Consider the following 13170-nt stretch of genomic DNA (forward strand, 5'->3'; position numbering starts at 1 on the left):
GGCGAAGGATGGGCTGGCCGGACCATCGGCCAGGGAAGAGGGGACCCTTCGTGGCGCATGAAACACAAAAAGCTGTTGCGCGGCAATCGCTTCTGCTCAAGAGCTTGCCGGATCAGTATCTGGACCATTTGCTGAGCCGCGCGATCTGGCGGTCTTATGACCGGGGGGAAACGATTTTCCTGCAGGAAGAAGAGGCCAGGGCCGTGCACGTGGTTCTGTCGGGCTGGGTGAAATTGTTTCGCGTGTCGCCCACGGGGGCCGAGGCCGTCGTCAGCGTCTTCACGCGTGGTGAAAGCTTTGGCGAAGCGGTCGCTTTGCGCAATGTGCCTTACCCGGTTTCGGCCGAGGCCGTGTCTGCCTGCGAGATCATGCATATCCCCAGCCCGGTGCTGTTGTCGCTGATGAAGGAAGACCCCGAGATCGGCATATCCATCCTGGCCTCGACCTTCACGCATCTTCATTCGCTGGTGGCGCAACTGGAACAGCTCAAGGCTCAGACCGGGGCGCAACGGGTGGCCGAGTTCCTTCTGAACCTGTGCGAGATCGAAGATGGCGGCTGCGACGTGGAATTGCCCTATGACAAGATGCTGATCGCGGGCCGTTTGGGAATGAAGCCAGAAAGCCTGAGCCGTGCGTTTTCACGGCTGAAATCTGTTGGCGTGAAGATCAACCGCAATCATGCGGTGATTTCAGATGTCATCGAACTGCGCAACTACGCCGAAAACGAAGCCTCATAGCCGGATTGGCAGGGGCGGTTCCTGCCAAATCCGCCGCCGTGTCGTCACGTATGCAACAGCAGTTCGTAGACCCCACCCAGCGACACCGTTTGCGAGGCCGGCGCGCCGGCGACTGAGAACGTCATCGTGGCACCCGAGGCCGAGATGCTCTGGATCGACAGCCCCGAATTTGCGCCATCCCACCAGCGGGCGTTGGGGGTGGTCGTGTCCGAGAAATCCGTGGCAACGGGGGCTGCGTAAAGGTCGTCGGCATCCCCGGAATTGACGTTGTTTTCCAGATCGAACCGCCCATCGGCTTGTTCCAGCGACAGTTCGTAGTGCATCGAAGGCGTCATTTGCTCGTCATTGTTCGAGCCGCCTTCATCCACATGCCAGATGGCCAGACCCGCATCCGGAACCGCAGCGTCGCGCCCTGTCTGCTGGCGGTTTTCAATGATGAAATACTCCGCATTGTTGCGCGGGAAGATGTAAAAGTCGTTCTGCCCAGCGGTCACGGACGCGGTCATGCCGGGCGTCAGGGTCGTGATGCTCGAGGTCCATCCGGCAGCATGTTTCAGATAGGCATCGATCTGCACCGGATTGGTCGGGTTGCCGCTGGAGGACATCAGCGAATAGCGCCCGGTCCCCCGGGATTCCCCGCCGTAGTCGTAAAGATCCGGAAAGTCGCAGATCATGTGGCCATTCTCGTGGCAGAACGTGCCCAGCGTCAGCGAACTGCCCATATTGGTGAACTGATAGTCGTAAAACCGCCGTCCGCTGGGAAGATTATAAGGCGCGGCAAGCGACCAGGAATGCGGCCACAGCCCCTCGGACCAGTTGTTCACCCTTGGCCCAACATAGAAGACATTCAGCGCGTAGATATAATTGCCGCCATCGGCGCTGAGCGGGCTGAAATCGAAGCCGGACGCGACCAGATCATCCAGCGCCTCGGTGATCAACTCGCGCGCGCGGGTTCCGAAAGCGATGGCAGGATCGGTGTAGTAGGACCGGTTGTTGGCCGCTGTGTAATAGTGCGTGACGATGTTGGTATAGGTCAGCCTGCCGTCCGAGACGTCAAAGAAATAGTCCCGCACCGAGCCGTTATTGCCAAACCCGGAATAGCCGATCTGATTGCAGTAATTTTCAACCTCGGTGGGCTGGATGGTTGCGGCCACGTCCGGGAACTCGATCAGAACACATAAGCCGACATAGGTGCCAACAGTCGCCCCCGGAGGCGGAGCCGCGCTGATCCCCATGGATTCGGGCGAGATCGAGCGCAACGCCATGTGCCGCGCAGCCCCGCGTTCCTCCCACCGTCTGCGACCGCTGAGCATGCGGGCATGCGCCGCTTCGGCCTTGGCGGCCTGCGGGCTGGCATGAAGATGTTCGAGCAAGTCCGAGGCTTTGGGATCATCGCGCCCGGGCACAAGCGGCGAAGCCTGCAGGCGCTGCCCGTCGGACGAGGGTTCGGCAAACCGCCACTCGCCGCTGGCGTAATCTTTCACGACGGTATAGCCGTCTTCGGTCTCGAAATGCGCAAAAAACTGATTTCCGCTACCCCGGACTTTGAACGTAGTTCCATCGGGGTTTTCGAAGGTAAATTCCTGATCATCAAATGGCATCGGCATGGGGGTCTCTCCCGGAATTGCGAATGGCGCGGCTCTGGGACAACGATTAGGGTCGCCGGTCGTCTGACCGCGCTTTGCGTCACTTGCGTGGTTTTTTCGGTGCCGCTCGGCGTCTTGGTGCCTTTGGTTTCGCCTTGGCTTTGGGGTCGTCTGAAACGTCAGACGCGGGCACATTCAGGGGCTCAAGCGTTGGGGCCTCGTTCCGGGGCGCTTCTGCATCCCCGATGTCCCAGGGCGGCGGATTTTCGATTGACGATCCTGGCGCAGTGCCAGGCGCTGCACCAACGCTGCCCGGTAAGGTTTCAGGGCTCGGGTTCAGGTGATCGTCAAGCGCGCTGTCGCCATCAAGCGGCGGGTTGGCGATTGTGTCGGGCCGCGACGACGGCCCATGGGCGGGCACCGATTGGTCCGGCGGCGGGTTGGTAATCTCTGACATCGGCTCCTCCTTGCAGCATACAGGTGGCTCGTTCCAAGCCGGCGAGGCTGTCAATTGATGATGTAGAGCCTGTTGATGGTGCTGTAGCCCGAGGTTGAGGTCAGATAGGTATTCACCCGCTTCGACAGGCTGACCGCGGTAAGCGCGGTGGCCAGCATTTCGCGCTCCATCGCGGGAACGGCGATGAACCAGTTGTGGAAACTGTTATCGGTCGCCCGCAATGCGATATAGATCGTTCCGTTCTCGGCGGGACCGGCCTGTGTCACGTTACATGTTTTCCAGGGCATAGCGTTCACTCCCATTCTGGGTCAAAAATCCAATAAAATAAGACAAACCCGCCTGCGGAATGCGGGCGTTTTATGAAACGTGGAATTTGCTGATTGCAGTTGGAAATATACCTCGATTCGCCGTTTTTCACAACTTGAGGGACTTTTGACAAGCGAACCGACACGCTGGGAACTTGCCCCGCACCGCACCTGTTTCAGCATGGTTCGCAGGGAATATGGGCCGTGTCAGAATGGCTTAGCGTTGGTCGGGCAGGGCTGTTTCGCCACCCGTTGCGATAAGCGGAGTTTCACCCATGAATCACGTCGTGAAGGGCCCCGGTGTCCCAAAGACCGGCTTAAGACCTGCTCTGGCAGGGCACATCACCCGGCAAAGATGCCGGTTTGTGAACCGCCACGCCAAACATGACCAGCAGGACGCCTGCCATATCTGCGAGGCTGGGGATCTGCCGCAGAACAATCACGCCGATGATCGTCGCGGTGGCGGGCAATAGGGCCAGCAGAAAGGCGAAACTGGCACGGGGCAATCGCGACATGGCGAGCTGGTCGCAGACATATGGGATAACCGATGAACAGATGCCAACGCCAATCCCCGCAAGAACAAGCAACGGTGCCCCGAAAACGGCCAGCGCCTGCATCAAGCCGATGGGCATGACGAAAAGGAACGCGGCAGCCATTGCAGCGCCGAGCCGCTCGACCCCACCGGATGCGCCGCCTTCGGAAATCCTGTGGCCGAGAATGATGTAAAGGACGAACAACCCGCCATTCAGCGCCGCCCAGAACAGGCCGAGCAGGTCTGACGCAAGCGCCTGCCCATCGGCGGCCAGAAGCGAAGGCACATCGATCAGCAGGGCAACACCAGCGATAGCGACGGCCAAAGCCAGATAGTTTCTGCCGGTGCGCAAGCCCCATAGGGCAATGCCGATGGTTCCGACGAACTCGATGGCGGCCACCAGCGCAATCGGCAGCCGGTTCAGGGCCAGATAAAACGAACAGTTCATCAAGGTGAGGCAAGCCCCAAGGGCCAGCAACAGAACGCGCTCGCGATTGCCGGACGTTCGGAAAACCCGCCACGGTTTGGTGATGGGGGCAAGAACCAGTGCGGCCGACGCGATGCGGAACCAGGCTGTGCCAAGGACACCGACCACCGGGAACAGAAGTATCGCAAAGGCGGGGCCCAGATAGTGAAACACCGCCGAGACGCCGAACCATGTGTGGGGCGGCACCGCATCCGCCATGCGTGACAGGGTGCCGGTTGGAGGTTTGATTATAGAACGCGCGGGTGATTGATTTACCATTTGGTTATGATGCAAGGTAAAGCGATCGAACTATATGGTTTATCAGCATGCGGAATCCGAAAGTGACGACATATCGGAAGGAAGAAACCGACTTTGGCATTCGATCCGAAGTTTCGGGTTTGGACAGCATTGATGCAAAGATTCTGCGCGAGCTTTGCACCGATGCCCGCATTCCCCGGGCCGAGTTGTCGCGCCGTGTCGGCCTGTCCGCGCCCAGCGTTGCCGAGCGTGTCAGACGCCTTGAGGACGCAGGGATCATCACTGGCTATGGCGCGCGGATCGATCCGTCGCGCCTTGGCTATGGCCTCACGATCCTGATCCGCGCGCGGCCATTGCCGGGTGAGATGAAAAACATGATCGAGGCGATCCGCGAGACTCCGCAGATCGTGTCCTGCGACAGGGTTTCCGGTGAAGACTGCTTTGTCGCTCGGGCGCATGTCCGCGACGTGGCAGAGATGGAGGCGGTGATAGATCGGATCGTACCCTTCGGCGCGACCAACAGTGCAATCGTGCAGTCCTCACCGGTGGAAGAGCGTTTGGTGCGACTTTAAAAAGGCCGTGTATCTGTTTAATATCATTTGAGAAAGTAAGAATGTTTCCAAGCGGGCCGGTCGGCTGCAAGGCAATGAAGCCGCCGCAGGTCATGCTTGTACTAGGTGCTGCGATCAGAAACGCTCAGGACGCGATGGACCTGCACCGGGCTGGCGATCCCTTTCAACTCCACACTGCCCAGTTCATCGGTTTGGGCGATGCCTTCTATGTCCATCAGCGCCCTTTGGTTGATCAGGATCTGCCCATCTTGTGAGACATCGCAAAGTCTGGATGCAGTGTTCACGACGCCACCAATCGCGGTGTAATCCGCGCGGCCATGGAAGCCGATCAGCCCGAGGGTGGCGTATCCGCTGCTGATCCCGATGCCCAGCCCCATCATGTGGCCAAGCTTTTGCCAGGGTGCGCGGATGCCTTCGAAAGCCTCCCCAATGGCCATCCCCAGCCGCACCGCTTCCAAGACTGGCTGGTCGCAGGGAACGGGATCGTTGAAGAACACCATCAGCCCGTCCCCGGCGCGGTAGCCGATTGTGCCCTTGTGCCGGGCGACAAGGCTGCCGACCTCATCGTGGAAGCGCTGCAACAGCGTTATGACGTCTTCCGGTTCGATGACCTCGGACACGGCGGTAAAGTTCCGTATGTCGCAGAACAGGCAGGCGATGTAGCGGCGATGGGTCTTGAGCAGCTCGTCGCTGTCTTTCTCGACCACAAGTTCCGCGACCTGAGGAGCAAGGAACTGCTTTAAGCGGCCAAGCCTGTCGATTTCCGTTTCCTGCCGTTTCACCTTTTCGGTCAGCTTTTCGTTCAGCGCTTCGATCTGGTGCGTCTGGGTGCGGACAGTGTGGTTCAGGGTATCCAGAATGAAGTTCTGGTTGAGCAGGGCGGCGATCACCAGAAGCACATAGGCCAGCGCCTCGACCCGCTCATCATAGCCAAAATACAGCGTCACGATCAGGATCAGAGCGGCAAGACCGCCGAGGACAAGCGGAAGCTCTTTCGAGTGGCGCTTTCTGTCCCGCCAAAGGAAGGCCACCGCCAGCAGCGCCAGCGCCCACATCAGTACAGCCTGCGCATGCGGGTTTATCGAAAACGCCTGAAAGCCGAAGAGATAGGTTGCCAGTATCCCGGAATAGCACGTCGCCAATGAGGCCAGCGCGGCAATGACGGCCCCGATGCCGATGGGCATCGATATCCTGAACTCTTCGGTCGCCGCCCCAAACCCCTCGGCCACCGCATGGGGCGGGGGGGGTGAAGCCGTGCGATTTGTGTTCTCTGGATCTGGCATTGGTCTGGTTAGTGATTGGATGGTCCGAGACTACGGTTGAATTGTGATTGCGTCAAAAAACCCGAAGCCTTCCCGTCCCACGTCAAACGCCCAGACCAGATGCCGCATCCGCCAGTATTTCGCGGAACTGCGTGCTTGAGGCCGGGACAAGCGCCAGAATGTGCTCTTGCCGAAGGTCCGGGTTTCGGCGGCGCGCCTCGTTCACCCACCACTGCGATCTTTCGGTATTGCCGTTCAGCCAGTTGCTCATCGCGGCGAAAAAGGCCATCCCGGCATGGGACCATGGTGTGCGGGCGGCAATTTCCGCCCATTTCGTCGCCTTTTCCAGATCGCCATGCGCGATATACACCCACATCTTGTTGCCCGTCATGCCGGGCCGGAACGGGTCAATCGGGCTCAGGTCGATGGCGCGGTTGGCGTTTTCCATGGCGGTGTCGAAATCACCGGTGAACACGCTCGCCCAGCTGGCACCATAATGGCCCCATGTGTAGTTCGGGCACGAGGCGATGGATTGTGCGAACCATTGCTTGCTGGCTTCGGGGTCGTGGTCCAGCCAGTGACAGCGCCCCATCATGAAGTTGGCAAACGGGTCGCGCGGCTGCAGTGACAGGCTGGTTTCCGCAAAGCGCCGTGCGCGTTCGGCTTCGGATGCTGTATCCGGCGAATAGCGCATAAAGGCGTTCTGAAAGTGAACGAAGGCCATTCCGGCGCTGGCGCGCGCCAGATGAGGGTCCAGCTCCAACGCGCGGCTCAGCATCGTTTTCGCCATCTCATTACCGCTGCGGCTGAACTGGCTCATATAGCGAAATCCCAGATGCATGGCGGACCAGGCATCCAGATTTTCAGCTTCGGTCTGCGTCAGGGTCGAGGCCTCGTGCTGCGGGATTTCCAGCTCGGCCACCATGATGACATTGGCGGCGATTTCCGCGCGCAGGGCGTGAATATCGTCGATGTCGGCGCTTTTGCGCAGGGCCCAGATGACCTGAGAACTGCGGGTGTCGGACAGTTCGGTGTCGATGGTGATCCGGTTGCCGGTCAGATCGATAACGCCCGTCAGGCAATAGCGCGCGTTCAGGATTTGGTTCACCTGCGCCAGATCGATCTGCTTGCCGCGAAACTTAAAGGCGGACCCGTGCGAGACCACCTTGATCCATCGCAGGCTTGCCAGCGTCATGATCAACTCGCGCGGGATCGCCTCTTCAATGGCCTCGAACCTGTCCTGATCGCCATTTCTTTGAAAGGGCAGCACAGCGATCGAGGGTTGCGCGCGATTGCCGGTCATCAGTGGCTGGTCTGTGGTCGTCTGCGCGGTGGGTGTTGCCGCCGCAGGGGCCGCGCGCAAGTTGACATCGCCAGCGAACCGGAACCCGTGGCCGCGTACCGTGCGCACAAGGGTCGCGTCCTGACCGGCCTCTGCCAGAACGCGCCGAAGGTCCCGAATGCGGCTGGAGATCGCGTCGTCAGAGACGATGCGCCCTTTCCAGACTTTCTCGACAATCTCATCCCGGCTGATTACGCGATGGGCGTTTTCCACCAAAAGGGACAGAAGATCAAAGACCTGCGGCTGCAGGTGAACCGGCTGCCCGGCGCACCATAATTCACGGCGCGCATCGTCCAGCAAAAAAGGTTCGAACGCATATTTCACAACGACCGTTCGCTTCTTGAAATCCGTCTTTCAAGCATACCGGGATTGGGAAACCCTGCAATATCCCGGTTTTCTCCCCTTTGTCTCCAAGCAGCGCAGGTGAAATCGGCCTAGGGCTGGCGGATCGAACCATTTCAACGGAGATAGATTATGTCAGATTTTGTTACGAACCCTGCACTGCCGCTGGCCAGTGACGGTTACTTTTTGACCGATGGCGGAATTGAAACCACGCTGATCTTTCACGACGGCATCGATCTGCCGCTGTTTGCATCCTTCGTCCTGCTGGAAACCGAAGACGGACGGCGGGCGCTGACCGAGTATTTCGAGCGCCACATCGCCGTGGCCCGCGCGCATGGGCTTGGTTTCATTCTGGAAAGCCCGACCTGGCGGTCCAGCCGGGATTGGGCGCGGAAGCTGGGCTATAGCGACGCCGATCTGGACAAGATTAATGCCGAGGCGATCTATCTGATGCGCACGTTGCGGAACCGTCACGAAGATACCGTCTCGCCACTGGTCATCAGCGGCTGTGTCGGGCCCCGGGGTGACGGGTATGTGCCGGGCGAGCTGATGAGCGCGACCCAGGCGCAGACCTATCACGCGCCGCAGATCACCGTCATGGCCAAGGCCGGGGCGGATATGGTCACCGCGATCACGATGAACAACACGCCCGAGGCCACGGGAATTGCGCTGGCCGCCAAGGATCAGGGCGTGCCCGTGGTCATCGCCTTTACCGTCGAAACAGACGGCGCGCTTGCCACTGGTCAAACACTGGCCGACGCTATTCGCGAAGTCGACGCGGCCACCGGCGGCTATCCGATCTACTACATGGTCAACTGCGCGCATCCCGATCACTTCGAGCATGTTCTGCGGGATGGCAGCGACTGGCTTGGGCGGATCGGCGGGGTCCGGGCAAACGCCTCGCGCATGTCCCATGCCGAGCTGGATGAAAGCGAGGTGCTGGATGACGGAAACCCGGCGGAACTGGGGGAAGATTATCGCAGGCTGATGAAGTTTCTTCCCAATCTGCGGGTCATGGGCGGGTGCTGCGGCACCGATCATCGCCACGTTGATGCCATGGGGCGGGTGTGCACGCACGCCCATCCTGTTGCTGCGCAATAGTCGCCCTGAATGCCAGATCGATCCGGGCCAACGCCCGGATCACATTTTTTAAAAAAGGATTTAACTCCATGGACTTTACAATTCGCGCCGTCGCTGCCGAGGACACGAAATCCGTCGCAGTGATCCTGTCTGATCCAACTGTCATGCTGGGCACCATGCGTCTGCCCTTTGTCCCGGATGCGCTGGTGGCCGAACGGACCGCAGCGGAACCCGGACTCTACCGCCTGGTGGCAGAGGTCGAGGATGAGGTCGTCGCATATTGCCAGATGCGCACCTTCCCCGAAACGCCGCGTCACAATCATGTCGGTGAAATCGACCTGGTCGCCGTGCGCAGCGGGTTTCAGGGGCAGGGGATCGGCAAAGCGCTGATGGCCGCCGTTCTCGATCTTGCGGACAATTGGCTGCAGTTGCAGCGCACCGGCCTGCTGGTCTGGTCGGACAATGCCCGCGCCATCGCCCTGTACGAAGCCTTCGGGTTTGAGGTCGAAGGCACCCTGCGGCGCTATGCAAGACGACCGGGCGGGTTTGCCGATGCGTACACGATGGCCCGGCTGGTCGATGATCCGGCGCGTGTTGTGGCTGTGTCCACAGTCGGTGACCAATCCCCGTTTGACCGACCGAGTTCTGAGCGCAACGGGGAAGCCCCGCAAACTGTCCCCGGTTGAAGGGTCACTTAAGTGAGGTGTTTGGCGGGCGATTCGTACAGGGTTGCCCGCTCTTTGAGTCGTTCAGACAAAAAACACTGGACAAGATCGGTTTTCCGTTTATTGATAGCGCTAACAATTGACCGTTAATGGTCGAAAGGGTGGATTCGCTTGGGCGCTTGAAACCAGCCCGGCGCGCAGAAAAGGGAACGGTGCGAACGGCACCTTGTCGGGTGGACCCCCCGACTTGCCATCGGAGGAGGCAAGCCACACGCCGGGATTAAGTGCTCGCGCTGCGGGGTTTGGAAGTATCCAGATGGTTATCGGTAAGTATGGACTCGGTATCAGCCGAATGCCATGCTGGCCCTATGTAAAGAACAGAGCACCCTGAAAAAGGGGCCGAGCAATAGAGTACGCATTTAGGGAGGAAACAAGAATGCGCAATCTAATCAAGACAAAATCGCTGATTGTGGCGGGGCTTCTGTGCACGACGAGCATCGCGCAGGCCGAAGAGGTCGAAGTTCTGCACTGGTGGACCTCGGGCGGCGAAGCCGCGGCGCTGAACGTTCTTAAGCAAGACCTGGAAGGTCAGGGCATCGGCTGGACCGACATGCCGGTTGCCGGCGGTGGCGGAGAGCAGGCGATGACCGTTCTGCGGGCACGCGTCACGGCTGGAAACGCGCCGACCTCGGTGCAGATGTTGGGTTTTGACATTCTGGACTGGGCGGATCAGGGCGCGCTGGCGGACCTGAATGAGGTCGCGGCCAAAGAAGGTTGGGACGAGGTTGTTCCCGACGCGCTGAAAGCCTTTGCCAAGCATGACGGCAAATGGGTGTCGGCGCCGGTGAACGTGCATTCAGTGAACTGGGTCTGGGCCAACAAGAAAATCTTTGACGACAACGGCATCGCGCCGCCCCAGACATGGGACGAGCTTGTCGCGGCAATGGAAAAGCTGCAGGCCGCGGGGATTACCCCCTTGGCGCAGGGCGGTCAGCCCTGGCAGGAAGCGACCATGTTCGACTCGATCGTGATGGCGACCGGAGGCCCCGATTTCTACAAGGCCGCCTTTATCGATCTGGATGAAGAAGCCTTGGGTTCCGACACCATGAAAGAGGCGTTTGATCGCCTTGGGGTGATGCGCGCCAATACGGACGAGAATTTTGCAGGCCGTGAATGGAACCTTGCAACCGCGATGGTCATCAACGGTGAAGCGGCGTTTCAGGTCATGGGCGATTGGGCCAAGGGCGAGTTTGTGAACGCCGAAAAGGTTCCGGGCGAAGACTTCCTGTGTTTCCGCTTCCCGGGCACGACTGATCAGGTGATGTTCAACGCCGACCAGTTCGCGATGTTCGATCAGGGCGGCGTCGTCTCGGCGGAACAGGCAGCTCTGGCCAGTTCGATCCTGTCACCCACATTCCAATCGGCCTTCAACGTCGTCAAGGGTTCGGTGCCCGCCCGCACCGATGTCAGCGATGCGGATTTCGACGCCTGCGGCAAGCAAGGCATGAAGGATCTGGCGGCAGCGGCGTCTTCGGGCAACCTGTTTGGGTCGATGGCACAGGGGCACGCGGCCCCGGCATCAGTCAAAAACGCCTATTACGATGTCGTAACGGCATTTTTCAACGGCGAGTATGACAGCGAAACAGCCGTGGTCGAGCTGGTCGACGCGGTATCGATCGCCAAGTGATCCTGATGTGATCCTGTCGACGGGGCGGCTGGCTGGCCGCCCTGTCCCGCAGGGGCGGGATAAGCCCCGAAAACAACAACTCTGGAACGAGGAGGGCGCGCCATGGCTGTTTCAGCCGACGCGGACTTCAAGACACGCCTTCAGAACTGGCTTCCCAAACTGGTCCTGTCGCCATCGCTGGCCATGGTTCTGGTCTTTGTCTACGGCTTCATCCTGTTTTCGATCTATCTGTCCTTCACCGACAGCCGGATCTTGCCCTCGTTTGGCTGGGTCGGTTGGGAGAATTACGATAAGCTTTGGCGGCTAAGTCACTGGGAAACCTCGCTGATCAACATGGGCATCTTTGCGGGGCTCTATATCGTGATCTGCACCAGCATTGGTTTGGGACTGGCGATTTTCCTCGATCAGAAAATCCGGGGTGAGGGGTTTCTGCGCCCGATTTACCTGTACCCCATGGCACTAAGCTTCATCGTGACCGGCACCGCGTGGAAGTGGTTTCTGGACCCCGGCATCGGGCTTGAGAACGTCATGCACACATGGGGCTGGACCAGTTTCGAATTTGACTGGATCAAGAACCGCGACTACGCGATCTATACGGTGGTCATGGCAGCCGTCTGGCAGACCAGCGGATTTGTCATGGCTATGTTTTTGGCGGGTCTGCGCGGGATCGACAACGAGATTCTGCGCGCGGCGCAGATGGATGGGGCCTCGAACTGGAACCTCTATCGGCGGATTATCATCCCTCAATTGCGCCCCGCGTTCCTGTCGGCTTTTGTGATCCTCAGCCACCTTGCGATCAAGACCTTTGACCTTGTGATCGCCCTGACCGGAGGCGGGCCGGGCCGAGCAACCGAACTGCCCGCGACCTTCATGTATTCCTACACCTTTACGCGGAACCAGATGGGGATCGGCGCGGCCTCGGCCACGATCATGCTGATGACCATCGCGGCGATCATGATCCCGTACCTGTATGCAGAACTGCGGGAGAAACGCTAATGAGCCAGGCCTCGCAAGATACCGCAATCCGCACCGGCCGCGTCACGCGCACGCTGATCTATGTGGTGCTGGTCCTGTTCGCTTTGTTCTACCTGCTGCCACTTTACGTGATGCTGGTGAACTCGGTTAAACCGCTGGAAGAGATCACGGGCGGCGGCATGATGAACCTGCCGCAGGTCTTCACGCTTGAGCCGTGGTTCAAGGCGTGGAATTCAGCCCAGATCGGTGTCGAGCCGACCGGTCTGAAACCTTACTTCTGGAACTCAATCAAGATGGTGGTTCCGGCGGTGATCGTCTCGACCATTTTGGGCGCGCTGAACGGCTATGTGCTGACCAAATGGCGCTTCAAGTATGACACCATCCTGTTCGGAATGATGCTGTTTGCCTGTTTCATCCCGTTCCAGATCGTGCTGATTCCGATGGCGCGGATGCTGGGGATCATCGGTCTGGCGGGCACCACCTGGGGTCTGGCGCTGGTACACGTGGTCTATGGGATCGGCTTCACCACGCTTTACTTCCGCAATTACTATGCCGTGTTCCCGACCGAACTGATCCGGGCTGCGCAGATCGACGGTGCGGGGTTCTTCCAGATCTTCTGGCGCATCCTGCTGCCCAGTTCCGGGCCGATCGCGGTGGTGTCGATCATCTGGCAGTTCACCAACATCTGGAATGACTTCCTGTTCGGCGCCTCCTTTGCCGATGCCAACAGCCAGCCGATGACGGTGGCGCTGAACAATCTGGTGCAGTCGTCAACCGGGGTTAAGGAATACAACGTTCATTTCGCAGGGGCCATTCTGGCCGCCATGCCAACTCTGCTCGTCTACATCGTGGCCGGTCGATATTTCGTCCGCGGCCTGATGGCGGGTTCGGTGAAAGGATAAGA

The 13170-nt window shown here is 59.5% G+C and carries 13 protein-coding genes; 7 read left to right on the forward strand and 6 right to left on the reverse strand.

What is annotated here, in order from left to right:
• Nucleotides 1–50: 50 nt before the first annotated feature.
• Nucleotides 51–737 (forward strand): Crp/Fnr family transcriptional regulator, encoded by a 687-nt coding sequence (locus ACR0EZ_RS00875; RefSeq protein WP_480609833.1) that lies wholly within the window; start codon nucleotides 51–53, stop codon nucleotides 735–737.
• Nucleotides 738–781: 44 nt separating this feature from the next.
• On the opposite strand, the gene ACR0EZ_RS00880 is transcribed toward ACR0EZ_RS00875, so the two are convergent.
• The 4 genes from ACR0EZ_RS00880 to ACR0EZ_RS00895 all read right to left on the reverse strand — a co-directional run bounded on the left by ACR0EZ_RS00880 (nucleotide 782) and on the right by ACR0EZ_RS00895 (nucleotide 4362).
• Nucleotides 782–2344 carry a M6 family metalloprotease domain-containing protein gene (locus tag ACR0EZ_RS00880; RefSeq protein ID WP_480609836.1) on the reverse strand — a complete coding sequence of 521 codons (1563 nt, stop codon included), beginning with the start codon at nucleotides 2342–2344 and terminating at the stop codon, nucleotides 782–784.
• A 79-nt stretch (nucleotides 2345–2423) separates the two neighbouring features.
• Entirely contained in the window at nucleotides 2424–2780 is a 357-nt protein-coding gene (locus ACR0EZ_RS00885; protein ID WP_480609839.1) for a hypothetical protein, read from the reverse strand.
• A 50-nt stretch (nucleotides 2781–2830) separates the two neighbouring features.
• Nucleotides 2831–3067 (reverse strand): hypothetical protein, encoded by a 237-nt coding sequence (locus tag ACR0EZ_RS00890; protein WP_480609841.1) that lies wholly within the window; start codon nucleotides 3065–3067, stop codon nucleotides 2831–2833.
• Between the two features lie 335 nt (nucleotides 3068–3402).
• Nucleotides 3403–4362 (reverse strand): EamA family transporter, encoded by a 960-nt coding sequence (locus ACR0EZ_RS00895; RefSeq protein ID WP_480609843.1) that lies wholly within the window; start codon nucleotides 4360–4362, stop codon nucleotides 3403–3405.
• Nucleotides 4363–4424: 62 nt separating this feature from the next.
• Between ACR0EZ_RS00895 and ACR0EZ_RS00900 the strand changes: the two genes are divergently transcribed.
• The gene (locus ACR0EZ_RS00900; RefSeq protein ID WP_480609845.1) at nucleotides 4425–4913 is read left to right on the forward strand and encodes an Lrp/AsnC family transcriptional regulator; all 489 of its coding nucleotides are present in this window, start codon (nucleotides 4425–4427) and stop codon (nucleotides 4911–4913) included.
• Between the two features lie 101 nt (nucleotides 4914–5014).
• Here the strand turns inward: ACR0EZ_RS00900 and ACR0EZ_RS00905 are convergent, their stop codons facing one another.
• Nucleotides 5015–6196: an adenylate/guanylate cyclase domain-containing protein gene (locus ACR0EZ_RS00905; RefSeq protein ID WP_480609848.1), complete on the reverse strand. Its 1182-nt coding sequence runs from the start codon at nucleotides 6194–6196 to the stop codon at nucleotides 5015–5017.
• 82 nt (nucleotides 6197–6278) lie between these two features.
• The gene (locus ACR0EZ_RS00910; RefSeq protein WP_480609851.1) at nucleotides 6279–7841 is read right to left on the reverse strand and encodes a winged helix-turn-helix domain-containing tetratricopeptide repeat protein; all 1563 of its coding nucleotides are present in this window, start codon (nucleotides 7839–7841) and stop codon (nucleotides 6279–6281) included.
• A gap of 150 nt (nucleotides 7842–7991) precedes the next feature.
• Here ACR0EZ_RS00910 and ACR0EZ_RS00915 point away from each other — a divergent pair, with 150 nt between their 5' ends.
• The 5 genes from ACR0EZ_RS00915 to ACR0EZ_RS00935 all read left to right on the forward strand — a co-directional run bounded on the left by ACR0EZ_RS00915 (nucleotide 7992) and on the right by ACR0EZ_RS00935 (nucleotide 13168).
• Nucleotides 7992–8960, forward strand: a complete 969-nt coding sequence (locus ACR0EZ_RS00915) for a homocysteine S-methyltransferase family protein (RefSeq protein ID WP_480609853.1) — start codon at nucleotides 7992–7994, stop codon at nucleotides 8958–8960.
• A 68-nt stretch (nucleotides 8961–9028) separates the two neighbouring features.
• On the forward strand, nucleotides 9029–9625 hold the full coding sequence (locus ACR0EZ_RS00920; protein ID WP_480609856.1) for a GNAT family N-acetyltransferase: 597 nt from the start codon (nucleotides 9029–9031) through the stop codon (nucleotides 9623–9625).
• A gap of 415 nt (nucleotides 9626–10040) precedes the next feature.
• Nucleotides 10041–11291: an ABC transporter substrate-binding protein gene (locus tag ACR0EZ_RS00925; protein ID WP_480609858.1), complete on the forward strand. Its 1251-nt coding sequence runs from the start codon at nucleotides 10041–10043 to the stop codon at nucleotides 11289–11291.
• Nucleotides 11292–11393: 102 nt separating this feature from the next.
• Entirely contained in the window at nucleotides 11394–12287 is an 894-nt protein-coding gene (locus ACR0EZ_RS00930) for a carbohydrate ABC transporter permease (protein ID WP_480609860.1), read from the forward strand.
• Nucleotides 12287–13168 (forward strand): carbohydrate ABC transporter permease, encoded by an 882-nt coding sequence (locus tag ACR0EZ_RS00935; RefSeq protein ID WP_480609863.1) that lies wholly within the window; start codon nucleotides 12287–12289, stop codon nucleotides 13166–13168. The genes ACR0EZ_RS00930 and ACR0EZ_RS00935 overlap by 1 nt, the downstream gene beginning before the upstream one ends.
• The last annotated feature ends 2 nt before the right edge of the window (nucleotides 13169–13170 follow it).

The sequence above is a fragment of the Ruegeria sp. AK4 genome (assembly GCF_056541025.1).

Bases quoted from the DNA above. Each gene is read 5' to 3' on its own strand.
- ACR0EZ_RS00880 (WP_480609836.1), bottom strand. From the start codon at position 2,344: ATGCCGATGCCATTTGATGATCAGGAATTTACCTTCGAAAACCCCGAT.
- ACR0EZ_RS00885 (WP_480609839.1), bottom strand. From the start codon at position 2,780: ATGTCAGAGATTACCAACCCGCCGCCGGACCAATCGGTGCCCGCCCAT.
- ACR0EZ_RS00890 (WP_480609841.1), bottom strand. From the start codon at position 3,067: ATGCCCTGGAAAACATGTAACGTGACACAGGCCGGTCCCGCCGAGAAC.
- ACR0EZ_RS00895 (WP_480609843.1), bottom strand. From the start codon at position 4,362: ATGGTAAATCAATCACCCGCGCGTTCTATAATCAAACCTCCAACCGGC.
- ACR0EZ_RS00905 (WP_480609848.1), bottom strand. From the start codon at position 6,196: ATGCCAGATCCAGAGAACACAAATCGCACGGCTTCACCCCCCCCGCCC.
- ACR0EZ_RS00915 (WP_480609853.1), top strand. From the start codon at position 7,992: ATGTCAGATTTTGTTACGAACCCTGCACTGCCGCTGGCCAGTGACGGT.
- ACR0EZ_RS00920 (WP_480609856.1), top strand. From the start codon at position 9,029: ATGGACTTTACAATTCGCGCCGTCGCTGCCGAGGACACGAAATCCGTC.
- ACR0EZ_RS00925 (WP_480609858.1), top strand. From the start codon at position 10,041: ATGCGCAATCTAATCAAGACAAAATCGCTGATTGTGGCGGGGCTTCTG.
- ACR0EZ_RS00930 (WP_480609860.1), top strand. From the start codon at position 11,394: ATGGCTGTTTCAGCCGACGCGGACTTCAAGACACGCCTTCAGAACTGG.
- ACR0EZ_RS00935 (WP_480609863.1), top strand. From the start codon at position 12,287: ATGAGCCAGGCCTCGCAAGATACCGCAATCCGCACCGGCCGCGTCACG.